The sequence below is a fragment of the Streptomyces sp. SAS_270 genome, from assembly GCF_052543295.1.
Window position 1 is genome coordinate 48,182 of record NZ_JBMNDS010000021.1, and the last position, 16,894, is coordinate 65,075.

Consider the following 16,894-nt stretch of genomic DNA (forward strand, 5'->3'; position numbering starts at 1 on the left):
AGTCCAATCCTGTGACCACACGGCTTGCCGACATCGCAGCCCAGGCGGGGGTCAGCGAGGCGACTGTCAGCCGCGTCCTGAACGGGAAGCCGGGCGTCGCCGCCACCACCCGCCAGTCGGTGCTGGCCGCCCTCGACGTACTGGGCTATGAGCGCCCGGTGCGGCTGCGGCAGCGCAGCGAGGGCCTGGTGGGGCTGATCACGCCGGAGCTGGAGAACCCGATATTCCCTGCCCTGGCGCAGGTCATCGGCCAGGCGCTGACCCGGCAGGGCTACACGCCGGTGCTCGCCACCCAGACCCCGGGCGGCTCCACCGAGGACGAGCTGACGGAGATGCTGGTGGACCGCGGGGTCGCGGGCATCATCTTCGTCTCCGGGCTGCACGCGGACACGTCCGCGGACATGCAGCGCTACGAGCAGTTGCGCGCGCAGGGGGTTCCGTTCGTCCTGGTGGACGGTTTCTCGCCGAAGGTGCAGGCGCCGTTCATATCGCCCGACGACCGGGCGGCGATGGCGCTCGCGGTCACCCACCTCGTCTCGCTGGGGCACAGCGGCATAGGTCTGGCTCTCGGTCCGAAGCGGTTCGTGCCGGTCCAGCGCAAGATCGAGGGCTTTGTGCGCGCGATGCAGGATCAGCTCGGGCTGAGCCCCGACGACATCGAGCAGCGACTGGTCCAGCACTCGCTGTACACGCTGGAGGGCGGGCAGGCGGCGGCCGCCGCGCTCATGGACCGTGGCTGCACGGCGGTGGTGTGCGCGAGCGACATGATGGCGCTGGGTGCGATACGGGCGGCGCGGCAGCGCGGTCTGGAGGTGCCGACGGACATCTCGGTGGTCGGCTTCGACGACTCGCCGCTGATCGCGTTCACCGATCCGCCCCTGACGACGGTCCGCAAGCCGGTTCCGGCGATGGGGCAGGCGGCGGTGCGTACGTTGCTGGAGGAGATCGGCGGGACGCCTGCGCCGCACAGTGAGTTCGTGTTCATGCCGGAGCTGGTGGTGCGTGGTTCGACCGCTTCTGCCCCTGGGGACCGGAATCGTCCCTAGGGAGGACCGGTGGCGCATGGGGCCCTCCCCCGGGTGGAGAACGTGCGTCCTGGACCCGACCAGGGGATGATCGGCGTGGGAAAGGATTTCTGGCAGACTCTGTGCCTATGGGTGAGACGACCGTGACGACACTGGAAGGCCAGGAGCAGACCACTCCACGCCCCGTCGCGGACGAGCGTGCGGAGAAGGGATTCCTGCGCCGGGTTCGGACTCCGCGCCGCCCCCGCCTCTGGTTCGAGATCCTGCTGATCGCCGTGAGTTACTGGACGTACTCGCTCATCCGCAACGCGGTGCCGGAGCAGAAGGCCGAGGCGCTGCGCAACGCCGACTGGATCTGGCGGATGGAGCACCATCTCGGCATCGCCGTCGAGGAGTCCGTCAACCACGGCGTGAACTCGGTGACATGGCTGATCGTCGGCATGAACTACTACTACGCGACGCTGCACTTCGTGGTGACGCTGGGTGTGCTGGTGTGGCTGTTCCGTAGCCATCCCGGCCGCTATGCCGCGGCGCGTCTGGCCCTCTTCGCCACCACGGTGGTCGCCCTGGTCGGCTACTACTTCTTCCCGCTGGCCCCGCCCCGCCTGATGAACGGCGGCGACTTCATCGACACGGTCGTGGTGCACCAGACGTGGGGCTCGATGGCGTCGGGCGACCTGAAGCACATGTCGAACCAGTACGCGGCGATGCCGTCGATGCACATCGGCTGGTCGCTGTGGTCCGGGCTGACGATCTTCGCTCTGGCGTCGGCGCCGTGGGCGCGCATCCTGGGTCTGCTCTACCCGGCGGCCACCCTGACCGTCATCGTCGCCACGGCCAACCACTTCTGGCTGGACGCGGTGGGCGGCATGCTCTGCCTGGCCTTCGGCTTCGCGGTGGCCCGCCTCTGGTACGGATCACTGCCGTACGCCCTGCCGCGCACCGTGGCCGCGCGGGGCGGGCTCCTGCTGTCCACGAAGCTGTAGGACCGCCGGGCGTCAGCCTGCGCGGGCAGCGTCCCGCAGGGCGTCGAGCAGGCCTCGCAGGGCGGGTCCCAGCGGCGCCGTCTCCCGTACGGCCGCGTAGATCGACCGCACGGGCTCGGGGCCCCGCACCTCGCGCACCACGACGCCGGGATGGTGTGCGCCCAGTCCGAGCCGGGGGGTCAGGCTGACACCCAGTCCTGCCGCGACGAAGCCCTGTGCGGTCACGTAGTCCTCGCTCTCCACGACGAAGTCGGGGGTGAACCCGGCCGCGGCGCAGGCGTCGAGCTGGGGGTCGAGGCAGGGGCCCGCCCGCTCGCTGCCGACCCATGGCTCCTCGGCCAGCTCGGCGAGGTCGATCACGCGCTGCGCGGCGAGCCGGTGCCCCCGGGGCAGCACCGCGCGGTAGGGGTCGTCGAGCAGATGCACCAGCCGTACGCCCGTGTGGTCGGCGTCGCGCGAGCGCACCACCAGCGCGAGGTCGGCCCGTCCCTCCCGTACGTCGGGCAGCGGGTCCTCGGGGTCGATGAGCTTCAACTCGACCTGGACACGCGGGTGTTCAGCACGCATCCGGGCGATCGCGGGGGCCACCAGCGGCGCCCCGGCGGTGGCGAAGTAGCGCACGGCGAGCCGGCCGGTGCGCCCGGCGAGCAGGTCGCCGAGGGCGGTCTCCGCCTCGGCGACCTGGCGGCCGATGACGTCCGCGTACTCGGTGAGCAGCAGCCCTGCCGGGGTGGGCCGCACCCCGCGCCCGACCCGCTCCAGGAGTGCCGTCCCGGCCTCCTTCTCCAGCGCGGCGACCTGCTGGCTGACGGCGGACGGCGTGTATCCCAGACAGGCCGCCGCGGCCGTCACCGACCCGTTGCCGACCACGGCCTTCAGGACCTGCATGCGTCGCACATCAAGCATGCAGCAGAGCTTAACAGTGCATGCACCACTTTTCACTTGTCCTCACAAGTGAAGTGCTCGACCCTGAATCCATGCCCCGCCACCTCTCCTCGTCGCTCCGCATGGCCGTGCTCGCCCTTCTGTGGGGTTCGGGCTTCCTCTGGATCAAAGTGGCCCTCAACCACGGACTGTCCCCCGCCCAGATCACCATCACGCGCTGCGCCCTCGGCACGCTGGTCCTGCTGGCCCTCGCCCGCCGCGCAGGCCAGCGCCTCCCGAGGGACCGTGCGACCTGGCGCCACCTGGCCGTGGCCGCCCTCTTCTGCAACGCCATCCCCTTCGCCCTGTTCGGCATCGGCGAGCAGACGGTCGACTCGGGCATCGCGGGCGTCCTGAACGCCACCACTCCCCTGTGGTCCCTTCTGATCGGCGCCCTCCTGGGCACCGAGCGGGACCTGCGCCCGCTGCGTCTGACGGGCCTGGCCCTGGGCTTCGCCGGCACCCTGCTGATCTTCGCCCCGTGGCACCGGTCGGGTCTGCTGTCGTGGAGCGCCCTGTCCCTGCTGGGCGCGGCCGCGAGCTATGCGGTCGCCTTCGCCTACATGGCCCGCAAGCTCACCCACAACGCGGCCCCCATGGCCACGTCGGCCGCCCAGCTCCTCGCCGCCACGGCCTGGACCACGCTCGCCCTGCCCGCCGCGGGCCCCCTGCGCCCCGACGCCACCGCCCTGCTGGCGGTCACCGTCCTGGGCATCCTGGGCACCGGCGTCACCTTCTACCTCAACTACCGCCTGATAGCGGACGAGGGCCCGACCAGCGCGGCCACCGTCGGCTATCTCCTGCCGGTCGTCTCGGTGGCCCTGGGCGCCCTCGTCCTGCACGAGGCCGTGGGGGTCCGGGTGCTCGTGGGCATGGCGGTGGTGCTGACCGGGGTGGGCATGACCCGCAGCCGCGGAAAGGCGGAAGGGGCAGGAGCAGGAGCAGGGGCTAGCCCCCGTAGAACAACTCCTCCGCCACGGCCCGAGCCCGTCGCGTAGTGCGCCGGTAGCCGTCGATCATGTCGCCCACGTGCCCCGGTCCGTACCCCAAGTACCGTCCCACGGCGGCGAGTTCACGCCCGTCCGAGGGGAAGGTGTCACCGGCCCGCCCGCGTACCAGCATCACGGCGTTGCGCACGCGGGTGGCCAGCACCCAGGCCTCGTCCAGTATCGCCGCGTCCTCCGAGGAGATGAGCTGCGCGGCACACGCGGCGGCGAGCGCCTCGCGGGTGCGGGTGGTGCGCAGGCCCGGTTCCTCCCAGCCGTGGCGCAGTTGCAGCAGCTGCACGGTCCACTCGACGTCGGACAGCCCGCCCCGCCCGAGCTTGGTGTGCAGCGTGGGGTCGGCCCCGCGCGGCATCCGCTCGGACTCCATTCGCGCCTTCAGCCGCCGGATCTCCCGTACGGCGTCGTCCCCCAGCCCCTCCGCCGGATACCGCAGCGGGTCGATCAGCTCGATGAACCGCTGCCCCAGCTCCCCGTCTCCCGCGACGACCTCGGCCCGCAGCAGGGCCTGCGACTCCCACACCAGCGACCAGCGCCGGTAGTAGGCCTCGTAGGACTTGAGGGTGCGCACCAGTGGCCCGGACTTGCCCTCGGGCCGCAGGTCGGCGTCGATCAGCAGCGGCGGATCGGCGCTCGGCACCTCCAGCAGCCGCCGCATCTCGGCGACCACGGCGTTCGCGGCGCGCGAGGCCTCCTGCTCGTCCACGCCCTCCCGCGGCTCGTGCACGAAGAGCACATCGGCGTCGGATCCGTAGCCCAGCTCGTGTCCGCCGAAGCGCCCCATGCCGATGACGGCGAAGCGGGTGGGCAGCGTGTCGCCCCAGCCGTCGCGGACGACGGCCCGCAGGGTCCCGGCGAGGGTGGCCGCGGTGAGGTCGGAGACCGCGGCGCCGACCCGGTCCACCAGGGCGCCCTGATCGGCCTCGGCCGGTGACTCCTCGGTGCCGTAGGAGGCGACGATGTCGGCGGCGGCCGTCCGGAACAGTTCGCGCCGCCGCACTCCGCGCGCGGCGGTGACGGCCTGCCGGCCGCCGTCGGCGCGCCCCACTGCGGCGAGCACCTCCTGCTCCAGCAGCACACGGTCGCGCGGCGCGAGCCCGCCCGCGTCCCCGTCGCCGAGCAGCGCGACCGCCTCCGGGGCGCGCATCAGCAGGTCGGGGGCGAGCCGCCCGGCGGACAGCACCCGCGCCAGGTTCTCGGCGGCGGCTCCCTCGTCGCGCAACAGCCGTAGGTACCAAGGGGTCTTGCCGAGCGCGTCGGACACCTTGCGGAAGTTCAGCAGCCCGGCGTCCGGGTCGGCGGAGTCCGCGAACCAGCCGAGCAGGACGGGCAGCAGCGTGCGCTGGATGGCGGCCTTGCGGCTGACGCCGGAGGCGAGGGCCTCCAGATGGCGCAGGGCGGCGGCCGGGTCGGCGTACCCGAGGGCGACGAGCCGCTCGCGGGCCGCGTCGGCGCTCAATCTGGTCTCGCCCGGGGCGAGTTGGGCGACGGCGTCGAGCAGCGGCCGGTAGAAGAGCTTCTCGTGCAGCCGTCGTACGACGGAGGTGTGCCGCTTCCACTCGCGGTTCAGCTCGGCGACGGGATCGGTGCGCAGCCCGAGCGAGCGCCCGATGCGCCGCAGGTCGGCGTCGTCCTCGGGCACGAGGTGGGTGCGGCGCAGCCGGTAGAGCTGGATGCGGTGTTCCAGGGAGCGCAGGAAGCGGTAGGCGTCGTCGAGCTGGACGGCGTCGACGCGGCCCACGTAGCCGCCCTCGGCGAGGGACTTCAGCGCCTCCAGCGTGCTGCCGCTGCGCAGTGAGGTGTCGACCCGGCCGTGCACCAACTGCAGGAGCTGGACGGCGAATTCGACGTCCCGGAGGCCGCCGGGGCCGAGTTTCAGTTCGCGGTCGACCTCGGCGGCCGGGATGTTCTCGACGACCCGGCGGCGCATCTTCTGCACGTCGGGGACGAAGTTCTCGCGCTCGGCGGCGCCCCAGACGAGGGGCGCGAGGGTGGCGACGTACTGCTCGCCGAGTTCGAGGTCGCCGGCCACCGGGCGGGCCTTGAGGAGCGCCTGGAACTCCCAGGTCTTGGCCCAGCGCTGGTAGTAGGCGAGGTGGCTGCTCAGCGTGCGGACCAGTGGCCCGTTGCGCCCCTCGGGGCGCAGGTTGGCGTCGACCGGCCAGATGGTGCCCTCGACGGTGGTCTCGGAGCAGATCCGCATCAGGTGCGAGGCGAGCCGGGTGGCGGCCTGGACGGCCTTGCCCTCGTCGGCGCCGTCGCCGGCCTCGCCGACGAAGATCACGTCGACGTCGGACACGTAGTTGAGTTCGTGGCCGCCGCACTTGCCCATCGCGATGACCGCGAGCCGGCACAGGGCGGCGTCGTCGGGGGCGGCGGCGCGCGCGATGGTCAGCGCGGCGCGCAGGGTGGCGGTCGCGAGGTCGGCGAGTTCGGCGGCGGTCTGGGCGATGTCGGTGGTGCCGCAGACGTCACGGGCGGCGATGGAGAGCAGGCAGCGCCGGTAGGCGACGCGCAGGGCGACGGGGTCGGCGGCCGCGGCGAGGCCCCGCTCGAACTCGGCCACGCCGGGGTGCAGGTCCTGCGGCTCGTACATGACGAGCGCCTGCCAGTCGCGGGGGTGCCGGGCGAGGTGGTCGGCGAGGGCGGCGGAGGCGCCGAGCACGCCGAGGAGCCGGTCGCGCAGCGGCTTCGCCGCGATGAGCGTGTCGAGCAGCTCCTGCCGGTCGGTGTGGCCGCCCTGCGCCTCGACGAGCCGGACGAGCCCGAGCAGCGCCAGGTCGGGGTCGGCGGTCGCGCCCAGCGCGTCCAGCAGGACGGGGTCGGCCGTTATGGGCGCGAGCTCCGCGCTCTCCAGCAGCCGCTCGGCCGCCGACGGGTCGGTGAAGCCGTGCCGCAGCAGCCGCGTGAAGGTACTGCTCCTGCGCCCCGGCGCCGTCATCCCCGGCCTCCTGTCGGATCAAGGTCGTACGGAGTTGAGCCTAACCCGCGTCCGTACGGTGGCGCCCCGGGCGGGTTTCCGCTTCTGTATGGAAGGCCCGATGCGAGAGCCCTGTGCGTACGACAGAGGAGTCACACCGTGGACATGACGCTCGAAGTGATCCTGATGCCCGTCTCCGACGTGGACCGGGCGAAGGAGTTCTACCAGGACAAGGTCGGTTTCCATGTCGATCTGGACGCCGAGGTGATGGAGGGGGTGCGCATCGTGCAGCTGACCCCGCCCGGGTCGGGATGTTCGATCGCGCTGGTGGACGGGCTGCAGGTCCCGACGGGGACGCCGCAGCCGGGGACGTACCACGGGATGCAGCTGTGCGTCACGGACGCCAAGGCGGCGTATGACGAGCTGACGGCCCGCGGTGTGGAGGTCAGCGAGCCGCAGGCGTTCTCGCCGCAGGACGGCGGCACGTTCATGTACTTCAAGGACCCCGACGGCAACGGCTGGGCGGTCCAGGAGTACCGCAAGCGTGCCGAGCAGCCGCTGCACCGGCTGCTGACCGAGCTGGCCGCGCAGCCCGGGCCGGCGCAGTAGTTCACCCGATCTTCATCCGTGGGGTTGGGGAACGCGGGGCCGGGGAAAGTTGGCGTGTGCATGCTCTGTCCGCACCGCTCCCGCCCTCGTTCCCCCACTCCGGAGGTCTGTAGTGTCCGGCAGAACCGTGTACCGCCGCAGCCGTGCCCTCGTGGCGTCCGCCCTCGCCTTCACCGCGGCCGCGGCCGGCCTGTGGACCGGCCTCGGCGGCTTGTCCGAGGCGCACGCCGCGACCGGGGTCCCGACCCCGGACCACGTGATCGTCGTGGTCTTCGAGAACCACGCCTACAGCCAGGTGATCGGCTCCTCCAGCGCCCCCTACATCAACTCGCTCAAGACCGGCGGCGCCAACCTCTCCCAGTCGTACGCCGAGACGCACCCGAGCCAGCCCAACTACTACGCCCTGTTCTCCGGCTCCACGCAGGGCATCACCGACGACAGCTGCGTCACGCCCGGCTTCTCCTCCGCCGCGAACCTCGGCTCCGAGCTGATCGCCGCGGGCAAGACCTGGGGCAGCTACAACGAGACGCTGCCCAGCCAGGGTTCCACGACGTGCAGCAGCGGCAAGTACGCGCAGAAGCACAACCCGTGGTTCGGCTTCAGCAACGTACCGACGTCGACCGCGAAGACCTTCGCGCAGTTCCCCACGGACTACACGACGCTCCCGCAGGTCTCCTTCGTCGTCCCCAACCTGTGCAGCGACATGCACGACTGCTCGGTGTCCACCGGTGACACCTGGCTGAAGAACAACCTGGGCGCCTACGCCACCTGGGCCAAGACGCACAACAGCCTGCTCGTCGTCACCTTCGACGAGGACAACCGGCTCGCCGGCAACAAGATCCCGACGGTTCTCTACGGCCAGCAGGTGACCGCGGGTTCCTCGGCGTCCACCACCTACAACCACTACGACCTGCTGCGCACCCTGGAGGACATGCACGGCCTGACCTCGCACGCGGGCAACGCCGCCTCCGCCAAGGACATCACCGGCATCTGGACCTCGTGACATGTACGTAGCGGACAGTCGCGCCGGTACGACACCGGCGCCGGCGTCGTCCGCGGAAGGCGCCGCCCGGCCCCGTGCCGGGCGGCGCCGCGCCGCGGTCGCACCCACGGTGCTCGCGCTCGGCACCGTCAGCCTGATCACCGACATCTCCTCGGAGATGGTCACCGCGGTGCTCCCGCTCTACCTGGTGGCGGGCCTCGGCCTCTCCCCGCTCGGCTTCGGACTCCTCGACGGCGTCTACAACGGCTTCTCGGCGCTGGTGCGCCTGGTCGGCGGGCATCTGGCCGACCGCGGGGGCGGCCGCCACAAGTGGGTGGCGGGAGCCGGATACGCCCTGTCGGCGGCCTGCAAGCCGCTGCTGCTGGTGGCCCACACCCTCACCCCGATCGGGCTGGTCCTGGCCGCCGACCGCACCGGCAAGGGCCTGCGCACCGCCCCGCGCGACGCGTTGATCTCCCTGTCGAGCACGCCCGAGACGCGCGGGCGCGCCTTCGGCGTGCACCGCGCCATGGACACGGCGGGCGCGCTCCTCGGCCCGCTGGCCGCCTTCCTGATCCTGCGGGCGACGGTGGACGGGTACGACGCCGTGTTCACGGTCAGCTTCTGCGTGGCCGTGGTCGGGGTGCTGGTACTGGTGCTGTTCGTGCCGGGGCGTTCGGCCGCGAAGGACGCGAGCACCTCCGTCGAGAAGGACGCGAGCACCTCCGTCGAGGCCGCAGCACCGCGTCCCACTCTCCGCGCCGCCCTCGCCCTGCTGCACCGTCGCGACCTGCGCCGTATCGCCCTCTGCGCCCTGCTGCTGGGCCTCGCCACGGTCAGCGACTCCTTCGTCTACCTGCTGCTGCAACGGCGCCTGGACGTCCCCGACCGCTGGTTCGCGCTGCTCCCGCTCGGCACGGCGGCCGCGTTCCTGCTGCTGGCGGTCCCGCTGGGGCGGCTGGCCGACCGGATCGGCCGCTGGCACGTCTTCCTGGCGGGCCACGGCGCCCTGCTCCTCGCGTACGGCCTGCTGCTGTCCTCGTGGCACGGGAGCGCGCTGCCGTACGCCGTCCTCGTGCTGCACGGCGGCTTCTACGCGGCGACCGACGGTGTGCTGATGGCCGCCGCGTCGGACAGCGTTCCCGAGGAGCTGCGGTCCTCCGGGCTCGCCCTGGTGCAGACGGGGCAGGCGCTGGCGCGGTTCGTGTGCTCGATCGGGTTCGGTGCCGCGTGGACGCTGTGGGGCGACCGCAGCGCGCTCACCGTCGCGGCGGCCGCGCTCGCGGGCTGCGCCGCGGTCTCGTTCCTGCTCCGCCCCGCTCGTCCCGCTCCGATCGCGAAGGTCTCCGCATGACCGGCACCACCGCCATGACGGCCCGCAACCGCGTCCTCCTGCTCGTCGCGGCCGTGGTCGTGCTCGCCGCCGTCGCCACCGCCTCCGTCCTGCACGCATCCGCCCGCGCCGACCGCAGGAACAAGGCGCAGCCGGGCGGCCCCCGGATCACCGCGGGCACGGTCGCGCTGACCGGCGGCGGACGGATGGTGTTCCGGAACATGGCGTGGGGCCCGCACCGCGACGAGCTGACGACGGTCCCGGCGACGGACCCGGCGGGCGAGCGCACGGCGTCGAAGGTCAAGTGCCTGCGCTTCCACGCCGCCTCGGGCACCGGGGTGTGCCTCCAGGCGGTGCACGGCGCGGTGCAGGACACCTACCGGGCCGTGATCCTCGACGCGCACCTGAAGGAACGGGCGCACTACGACGTGCCCGGCATCCCCTCCCGCGCCCGCGTCTCCCCGAGCGGCCGCTTCGCCGCGTGGACGGCGTTCGTGGGCGGCGACTCGTACGCGGGCACCAACTTCTCGACGCGGGCGGCGATCGTCGACACGCGCACGGGCCGGCTGACCCCGTCCCTGGAGGCGTACCGCATCGTGAAGGACGGCCGGACCTACCGCGCGGCGGACGCCAACTTCTGGGGGGTCACCTTCGCCGCCGACGACCGCACGTTCTACGCGACGCTGGCGACCGGGGGCAGCACCTACCTGGTCCGGGGCGACCTGCGCGCCCGTACCGTCACCACCCTCCACACGAACGTCGAGTGCCCCTCCCTCTCGCCCGACGGCACCCGCGTCGCCTTCAAGAAGCGCGTGAAGGGCCTGTCGAAGGACGCGCCCTGGCGGCTGTACGTCCTCGATCTGCGCACGCTGCGCGAGACCCCGTCGGCGGAGTCCCGCAGCGTCGACGACCAGGCGGTCTGGCGGGACGACCACACCCTCGTCTACGCCCTGCCCGGCGACTACGGGGCGGACCTGTACGAGGTCGCGGCGGACGGCACGGGGGCGGCGCGGCGCATCAGCACCGCGGCGGTCTCCCCGGCGTTCCTGCCCTGACCGGCCGCACAAGCACAGACGGACTGCCCGGTTCCGTACAACCAAAGGGCGCGGGTAAAGGTCATCTCCCCGCCAACCCCGGCGAACCACTACGGGAGACCCTGCAGTGCACATACCTCTCCGGCGCGTACTCGCCTGCGCCGCCACGGCCACGCTGGCCGCGGGCGGCCTCGCCTTCGGTACGGCCCAGGCGGCCACGGCCGCCCCCGCGAAGCCACTCGTGGACGACTTCAACGGCGACGGGTACCGCGATGTCGTCGTCAACCTGCCCTTCCGCTCCACCTCGACGCTCAACAAGAGCGGCGCGGCGCTCGTCCTGTACGGCTCCGCGAGCGGCCTCAGCAGCAGCCACCGCAAGCTGATCACCCAGGCCACCGCCGGTGTCCCGGGCACCGCCGAGTCCACCGACTGGTTCGGCAGGGCCACCACCACCGGCGACTTCGACGGTGACGGCTACGCCGATCTGGCCGTGTCGGCCGACGGCGAGGACTACACCTCCGGCGGCACCACCTGGGACAACGGCGGTCAGGTCACCCTGATCTGGGGCGGCCCGAACGGCCTGACCCAGCACGGCGCGGCGAACGTCAAGCTCGGCACCCCCGCCGTCAAGGGGCTGCTGGCCGGCCACGACCTCGCGTCCGGCGACTTCAACGGCGACGGCAAGCGCGACCTGGCCGTCGCCTACGGCCGTGGCGGCGAGGCCGGAACGCTGCTGCTGGGCCCGTTCACCCGCACCGGCTCGCCCGCGTCCGACACCCCGCTCGGCGTCGCCACCGGCATCCAGCCGGCGCAGTACACCGACACCATGCTGGCCACCGGCGATGTGACCGGTGACGGCGTCGGCGATCTGCTGGTGTCCTGGGACACCGGCACCCTGGAGTCGACGAACAAGATCCACATACTGCGCGGCGGCACCGGTGGCCTCAAGGACGTCGGCTATTTCAAGGACCCTGCCGGCAACCCGATCAACCACCGTGAGGGAGAGCGCCTGGCCGTCGGCGACCTCGACCGCGACGGCCGGGACGACGTGGTCGTCCCGCAGCCCTTCGCCCTCGGCTACAAGGGCGAGTTCCTCGTCGTGTACGGCGGCACGAACGGGCAGGACCCGACCCGCAAGCCCGTGCACTTCAGCCAGGACACGCCCGGCGTGCCCGACACCAACTCCGACGTGGGCTCCGACTACTTCGGCAAGCAGGTCGCGGTCGGCGACGTCAACGCGGACGGCTACGGGGACGTGATCGCCGGCAGCCCCGGCGAGAACCACAGCAACCTCGGCGACGCGGGCAAGGTGACCGTCCTGCGCGGCGGCCCCGGCGGGCTCACCGGCACGGGTGCCACCGCGTTCACCCAGAACACGCCGGGCGTGCCGGGCTCCGCGGCCTACGTCGGTTCCTTCGGGTCGGGCACCAAGGCCACCGACGTCAACGGTGACGGCCGTGCCGACGCGCTGATCGGCGTCCTCGGCATCGGCGACGCGGCGGCCAACACCCACGAGGGCGGCCTCTGGGTGCTGCCCGGCGGCGCCACGGGCACCACGGCGACCGGCTCCAAGTCGTTCTCCCCGACCGGCCTCGGCCTGACGGCGAACAGCGTCCTGTACCTGGGCTGGTCCTTCAACCGCTGACACACCGGGCACCCCCGACACACCGCGGGGCCGACGGTCAAAGACCACCGGCCCCGCGTTCCGTTCCGGACGGGACACCCCGCCGACCTGCCCCTACAGCACCGGCAGGTTCTTCCGCAGCTCGAAGGCCGTGACCTCGCTGCGGTACTCCTCCCACTCCTGGCGCTTGTTGCGCAGGAAGAAGTCGAAGACGTGCTCGCCGAGTGTCTCGGCGACGAGTTCGCTGCGTTCCATCAGGGTGAGGGCCTCGCCGAGGTTCTGCGGGAGGGGCTCGATGCCCATGGCGCGGCGCTCGGCGTCGGAGAGGGCCCAGACGTCGTCGTCGGCGCCCGGCGGGAGCTCGTAGCCCTCCTCGATGCCCTTGAGGCCGGCGGCGAGGAGGAGCGCGTACGCCAGGTACGGGTTCGCGCCCGAGTCCAGGGAGCGGACCTCGACGCGCGCGGAGCCCGTCTTGCCGGGCTTGTACATCGGGACGCGGACGAGTGCGGAGCGGTTGTTGTGGCCCCAGCAGATGTACGAGGGGGCCTCGCCGCCGGCGCCGGCCGTGCGCTCCGAGCCGCCCCAGATGCGCTTGTAGGAGTTGACCCACTGGTTGGTGACGGCGGAGATCTCCGCGGCGTGCTTGAGCAGGCCCGCGATGAAGGAGCGGCCGACCTTGGAGAGCTGGTACTCCGAGCCGGACTCGTAGAACGCGTTGCGGTCGCCCTCGAAGAGGGAGAGGTGGGTGTGCATGCCGGAGCCGGGGTACTCCGAGAACGGCTTCGGCATGAAGGTGGCCTGCACGCCCTGTTCCAGCGCGACCTGCTTCATGATCAGGCGGAAGGTCATGATGTTGTCGGCCGTCGAGAGGGCGTCGGCGTAGCGCAGGTCGATCTCCTGCTGGCCCGGGGCGCCCTCGTGGTGGCTGAACTCGACCGAGATGCCCATCGACTCCAGCATGGTGATGGCCTGGCGCCGGAAGTCCTGCCCGACGTTCTGCGGGGTGTGGTCGAAGTAGCCGGAGTTGTCGGCGGGCGTCGGCCGCGAGCCGTCCAGCGGGCGGTTCTTCAGCAGGAAGAACTCGATCTCCGGGTGGGTGTAGAAGGTGAAGCCCAGGTCGGAGGTCTTCGCGAGGGCGCGCTTGAGGACATAGCGCGGGTCCGCGAAGGACGGGGAGCCGTCCGGCATCAGGATGTCGCAGAACATCCGGGCCGTGCCGGGGGCCTCCGCGCGCCACGGCAGCACCTGGAAGGTCGACGGGTCCGGCTTGGCGATCATGTCGGACTCGTACACCCGGGCGAAACCCTCGATGGCCGAGCCGTCGAAGCCGATGCCCTCGTCGAAGGCCTGTTCCAGCTCCGCCGGGGCCACGGCGACCGACTTGAGGAAGCCGAGCACGTCCGTGAACCACAGGCGTACGAACCGGATGTCGCGCTCCTCCAGTGTCCGGAGCACGAACTCCTGCTGCTTGTCCATCTTCCGCTTCCACCCATCCTTGCTGGTCAGGCCGCCTGCTCCCACGCCTCGGGGACGGTCGGGGCACCCGAGCATCCCACCACAACACCATTTCATGCGTGTTGCCGACCATGATCGGCCGGCCGACCTCGGTCTGAACGCCTCGCGTACGGCAGGTGTACTGCTCTGGGGCCCATACTGCCTGCTCACCCGCGTTCGGGTAATCCCCGGCCCCCACTGTCTCTGCATACGACCGCCTCGGGGTCGCCCGCGCGGGGTGGCGGCCTTCGCGGCGCGGCGGCGTGGCACATCCGTTTATCGGGACGAAAGCCGCCGCTTCGGCCATTCCCGCGCCCTCGCTACGTACCGTCCCTCCTGTCCCACTACGATCAGCGAACCCGATTCGTCCGTCGCCCCTTCCCCCATAAGGACTCGCCATGGGTTCCGCCAAGAACAGCACGTCCGCCGAGCGCAAGGCGCGCATAGAGGAGATGCGCCGCGCCGAGGCCTCACGTGAGCGCCGCAACCGGATCCTCACCATCGGCGCCAGCGTGGTGGTGGTCGTGGGCCTGGTCGTCGGCGGTGTCGTGCTCGTGCAGTCGCAGTCCGACAAGGACAGCGCTTCGAGCGACTCGAAGGCGTCGGGCCACTTCGTCACCGGCAAGGACGGCGTGAAGACCTGGAAGGGCACGCTGGGCCGTACGCATGTCACCAAGACCGTGGACTACCCGATGGAGCCCCCGGTCGGCGGCAACCACAACCCGGTCTGGATGAACTGCAACGGCGACGTCTACACCAAGGCGATCAAGAACATGAACGCCGTGCACTCCCTGGAGCACGGCGCGGTCTGGGTGACGTACAACAGCAAGGCCTCGGACGCCGACGTGAAGGCCCTCGCGGCGAAGGTCAGGAAGACCCCGTACACGCTGATGAGCCCGGTCGCCGACCAGAAGGACCCGATCATGATGAGTGCCTGGGCGCACCAGCGCACGGTCACGAGCGCGAGCGACCCGAACGTCGACAAGTTCTTCGAGGCGTACGTCCAGGGCAAGCAGACCCCGGAGCCGGGGGCCGCCTGCACCAACGGTCTCGCGCAGTGAGCCGGATGCGTCAGATGAAGCAGGTCGGCTGGATCGCGGGAACCTCGGCGGCGGTGCTCGTCGCGGCCGGTGCCATCACCTACGCGGTCGCGGAGGACGGCGGCTCGGACACGGACGCGCCGTCCGCGAACTCCGCGGACGCGGGCTTCGCCCGGGACATGGCGGTCCATCACCAGCAGGCCGTCGAGATGTCGTACATCGTGCGCGACCGCACCAAGAACGAGGAGGTGCGGCGGCTCGCGTACGACATCGCACAGACGCAGTCCAACCAGCGCGGCATGCTGCTCGGCTGGCTCGATCTGTGGGATCTGCCGAAGGTGTCGTCGGCCGCGCCGATGACGTGGATGGGCATGGGCGACATGGCCTCCGGCAAGGACGGCGCGCTGATGCCCGGCATGGCGACCAACACCCAGCTGAAGAAGCTGAACACGCTGAGCGGCAAGCAGGCCGAGATCCTCTACCTGCAGCTGATGACCTCCCACCACCAGGGCGGCATCCACATGGCCGAGGGCTGCGTGGAGAAGTGCACGGTCGGCGTGGAGAAGAAGCTCGCGCAGGGCATGGTCGACGCGCAGCAGTCGGAGATCGAGCTGATGGCCGGCATGTTGAAGGCGCGCGGCGCGACGGCGGACCAGTAGGGCCTGGCCGGCGAGGGTTGATGGGGTCCGTGGCAGTGCCCCGGACCCGATCACCCCTCCGCCGACGGTTCGTCAGTTCCGCCAGTCCGTACCGCACTTCAGCGTCACGTCGGTCGGGACCAGGCGCTCCACCGAGCCGACCCGTCCGGCTGCGGCGCGCTGCGCCCCGGTCAGATAGCCGATGAACAGCTGGGTGCGGTCGGGCATGGCCGCGGGGTCGTAGACGAAGACGGTGGTGCCGTCCTTGCCGGAGGCACGCTCACCCTTGCCCGCGCGCTCCTCGCCCCGCACAACCTTGTCGACGCCGACGCCCACTCCGCTGGCGTCGACCTTCGTGTGGTCGTCCGGCCCCTTGCAGAACACCCCGGTCCTCACGAGTACGGGGAACCCGGCCTCGCGCAAAGCCCGTTGGAGCCCGGCCGGGTCCTTGAAGTACTGCTCTTTGCTCCAGGTCACCTCGACGGTGCCGTCCGCCTGCTTCCTGACGACGAACGCGGCGGCCTCCGTGCCCCCTGCCGAGGGCGGTGCGGTCGACGGGTGGCCGTACCCGGGCACGCCCAGCGCGAGGCCGGCCGCCGCCGCGACGCCCACCGCGGCGAGGGCGACGCGTCGGCGCTGTCGCCTGCGCGCGCGGCCGCGGGCCACGATCTCCTCCACGGGCGTCGCCAGGGTGACGTCGTCCAGGGACTGCCGCAAGGTCTCCAGTACGTCCAGGTCGTCGTCATGCGTGTTCACGATCCCACCTCCGGGTGGTCGAGGGTGACGAGGTGGCCGCGCAACGTGGCGACTGCCCGCGACAGATGGGCGGTGACGGTGCCCGGGGCGATCCCGAGCGTCCGCGCGGTGGTCGCGGTGTCGAGGTCGAGGAAGACCCGCAGGGCGATCACCTCCCGCTGCCGCCGCGGCAGCCCGCGCAGCAGGGCCAGCAGCGTGGGGTCGAGGCCGGCGGGGTCCGGCCCCGGGGTCTCGGCGTCGCGGCCCTCGAGGGCGACCTCGTGGCGGCGCCGACGCCACCACGAGACGCGGGTGTTGAGCGCCGTGCGCACCACCCAGGCCCGCGGGGCGGGGTGGCCGCGCACTCTGGGCCATGACGCCCAGGCCCGGGCGAACGCCTCGGCGACCAGGTCCTCGGCCAGCTGCCGGTCGCCCACCGCGGCGAGGACCGCCCGCAGGCAGACGTCCCGGCCGCACCGGTAGAACTCCTCGAACTCCAGCTGCTTCACACCCCCTATACGCCGTGGGGTCGCGATGCGCTTACAG

At 71.7% G+C, this 16,894-nt stretch carries 15 protein-coding genes; 10 read left to right on the forward strand and 5 right to left on the reverse strand.

Annotated elements, in window-relative coordinates:
* The first annotated feature begins 11 nt into the window (after positions 1–11).
* Positions 12–1,046, forward strand: a complete 1,035-nt coding sequence (locus ACN6LB_RS16750) for a LacI family DNA-binding transcriptional regulator (protein ID WP_356140012.1) — start codon at positions 12–14, stop codon at positions 1,044–1,046.
* Between the two features lie 107 nt (positions 1,047–1,153).
* Positions 1,154–2,011: a phosphatase PAP2 family protein gene (locus ACN6LB_RS16755; protein ID WP_356140013.1), complete on the forward strand. Its 858-nt coding sequence runs from the start codon at positions 1,154–1,156 to the stop codon at positions 2,009–2,011.
* A gap of 12 nt (positions 2,012–2,023) precedes the next feature.
* Here ACN6LB_RS16755 and ACN6LB_RS16760 read toward each other — a convergent pair whose 3' ends face one another.
* The gene (locus ACN6LB_RS16760) at positions 2,024–2,917 is read right to left on the reverse strand and encodes a LysR family transcriptional regulator (RefSeq protein WP_445026549.1); all 894 of its coding nucleotides are present in this window, start codon (positions 2,915–2,917) and stop codon (positions 2,024–2,026) included.
* Between the two features lie 71 nt (positions 2,918–2,988).
* Between ACN6LB_RS16760 and ACN6LB_RS16765 the strand changes: the two genes are divergently transcribed.
* Complete coding sequence (locus ACN6LB_RS16765; RefSeq protein ID WP_445026551.1) at positions 2,989–3,933, forward strand: DMT family transporter; 945 nt, start codon at positions 2,989–2,991, stop codon at positions 3,931–3,933.
* On the opposite strand, the gene ACN6LB_RS16770 is transcribed toward ACN6LB_RS16765, so the two are convergent.
* Positions 3,884–6,880 carry a bifunctional [glutamine synthetase] adenylyltransferase/[glutamine synthetase]-adenylyl-L-tyrosine phosphorylase gene (locus tag ACN6LB_RS16770; protein ID WP_445026553.1) on the reverse strand — a complete coding sequence of 999 codons (2,997 nt, stop codon included), beginning with the start codon at positions 6,878–6,880 and terminating at the stop codon, positions 3,884–3,886. The two genes, ACN6LB_RS16765 and ACN6LB_RS16770, sit on opposite strands and share 50 nt — an antisense overlap.
* A 138-nt stretch (positions 6,881–7,018) precedes the next feature.
* Here ACN6LB_RS16770 and ACN6LB_RS16775 point away from each other — a divergent pair, with 138 nt between their 5' ends.
* From ACN6LB_RS16775 to ACN6LB_RS16795, 5 genes are all read left to right on the forward strand, one after another.
* The gene (locus ACN6LB_RS16775) at positions 7,019–7,468 is read left to right on the forward strand and encodes a VOC family protein (protein WP_356140017.1); all 450 of its coding nucleotides are present in this window, start codon (positions 7,019–7,021) and stop codon (positions 7,466–7,468) included.
* Between the two features lie 112 nt (positions 7,469–7,580).
* Complete coding sequence (locus ACN6LB_RS16780) at positions 7,581–8,471, forward strand: alkaline phosphatase family protein (protein ID WP_356140018.1); 891 nt, start codon at positions 7,581–7,583, stop codon at positions 8,469–8,471.
* Position 8,472: 1 nt separating this feature from the next.
* Positions 8,473–9,804, forward strand: coding sequence for an MFS transporter (locus ACN6LB_RS16785; protein WP_445026555.1), 1,332 nt, complete (start codon positions 8,473–8,475; stop codon positions 9,802–9,804).
* A gap of 14 nt (positions 9,805–9,818) precedes the next feature.
* Entirely contained in the window at positions 9,819–10,838 is a 1,020-nt protein-coding gene (locus tag ACN6LB_RS16790; protein WP_445026648.1) for a TolB family protein, read from the forward strand.
* Positions 10,839–10,944: 106 nt separating this feature from the next.
* Positions 10,945–12,462, forward strand: a complete 1,518-nt coding sequence (locus ACN6LB_RS16795) for an FG-GAP-like repeat-containing protein (protein WP_445026557.1) — start codon at positions 10,945–10,947, stop codon at positions 12,460–12,462.
* Positions 12,463–12,555: 93 nt separating this feature from the next.
* Here the strand turns inward: ACN6LB_RS16795 and glnA are convergent, their stop codons facing one another.
* The gene (gene glnA, locus ACN6LB_RS16800) at positions 12,556–13,917 is read right to left on the reverse strand and encodes a type I glutamate--ammonia ligase (protein ID WP_356140022.1); all 1,362 of its coding nucleotides are present in this window, start codon (positions 13,915–13,917) and stop codon (positions 12,556–12,558) included.
* A 416-nt stretch (positions 13,918–14,333) separates the two neighbouring features.
* On the opposite strand from glnA, the gene ACN6LB_RS16805 reads away from it, so the two are divergent.
* Both ACN6LB_RS16805 and ACN6LB_RS16810 read left to right on the forward strand, forming a co-directional pair.
* Entirely contained in the window at positions 14,334–14,996 is a 663-nt protein-coding gene (locus tag ACN6LB_RS16805; protein ID WP_445026559.1) for a DUF3105 domain-containing protein, read from the forward strand.
* 14 nt (positions 14,997–15,010) lie between these two features.
* A complete protein-coding gene (locus tag ACN6LB_RS16810; protein ID WP_445026649.1) occupies positions 15,011–15,634 on the forward strand; it encodes a DUF305 domain-containing protein in 624 nt (207 codons plus the stop codon).
* A 72-nt stretch (positions 15,635–15,706) separates the two neighbouring features.
* On the opposite strand, the gene ACN6LB_RS16815 is transcribed toward ACN6LB_RS16810, so the two are convergent.
* On the reverse strand, positions 15,707–16,369 hold the full coding sequence (locus tag ACN6LB_RS16815; protein WP_445026560.1) for a hypothetical protein: 663 nt from the start codon (positions 16,367–16,369) through the stop codon (positions 15,707–15,709).
* Positions 16,366–16,857: a SigE family RNA polymerase sigma factor gene (locus ACN6LB_RS16820; protein WP_445026562.1), complete on the reverse strand. Its 492-nt coding sequence runs from the start codon at positions 16,855–16,857 to the stop codon at positions 16,366–16,368. The genes ACN6LB_RS16815 and ACN6LB_RS16820 overlap by 4 nt, the downstream gene beginning before the upstream one ends.
* Positions 16,858–16,894: the final 37 nt, after the last annotated feature.

Coding starts and splice junctions, on each gene's coding strand:
- ACN6LB_RS16810 (WP_445026649.1), top strand. CDS start 15,011: ATGAAGCAGGTCGGCTGGATCGCGGGAACCTCGGCGGCGGTGCTCGTC.
- ACN6LB_RS16760 (WP_445026549.1), bottom strand. CDS start 2,917: ATGCTTGATGTGCGACGCATGCAGGTCCTGAAGGCCGTGGTCGGCAAC.
- ACN6LB_RS16765 (WP_445026551.1), top strand. CDS start 2,989: ATGCCCCGCCACCTCTCCTCGTCGCTCCGCATGGCCGTGCTCGCCCTT.
- ACN6LB_RS16755 (WP_356140013.1), top strand. CDS start 1,154: ATGGGTGAGACGACCGTGACGACACTGGAAGGCCAGGAGCAGACCACT.
- glnA (WP_356140022.1), bottom strand. CDS start 13,917: ATGGACAAGCAGCAGGAGTTCGTGCTCCGGACACTGGAGGAGCGCGAC.
- ACN6LB_RS16805 (WP_445026559.1), top strand. CDS start 14,334: ATGGGTTCCGCCAAGAACAGCACGTCCGCCGAGCGCAAGGCGCGCATA.
- ACN6LB_RS16770 (WP_445026553.1), bottom strand. CDS start 6,880: ATGACGGCGCCGGGGCGCAGGAGCAGTACCTTCACGCGGCTGCTGCGG.
- ACN6LB_RS16785 (WP_445026555.1), top strand. CDS start 8,473: ATGTACGTAGCGGACAGTCGCGCCGGTACGACACCGGCGCCGGCGTCG.
- ACN6LB_RS16790 (WP_445026648.1), top strand. CDS start 9,819: ATGACGGCCCGCAACCGCGTCCTCCTGCTCGTCGCGGCCGTGGTCGTG.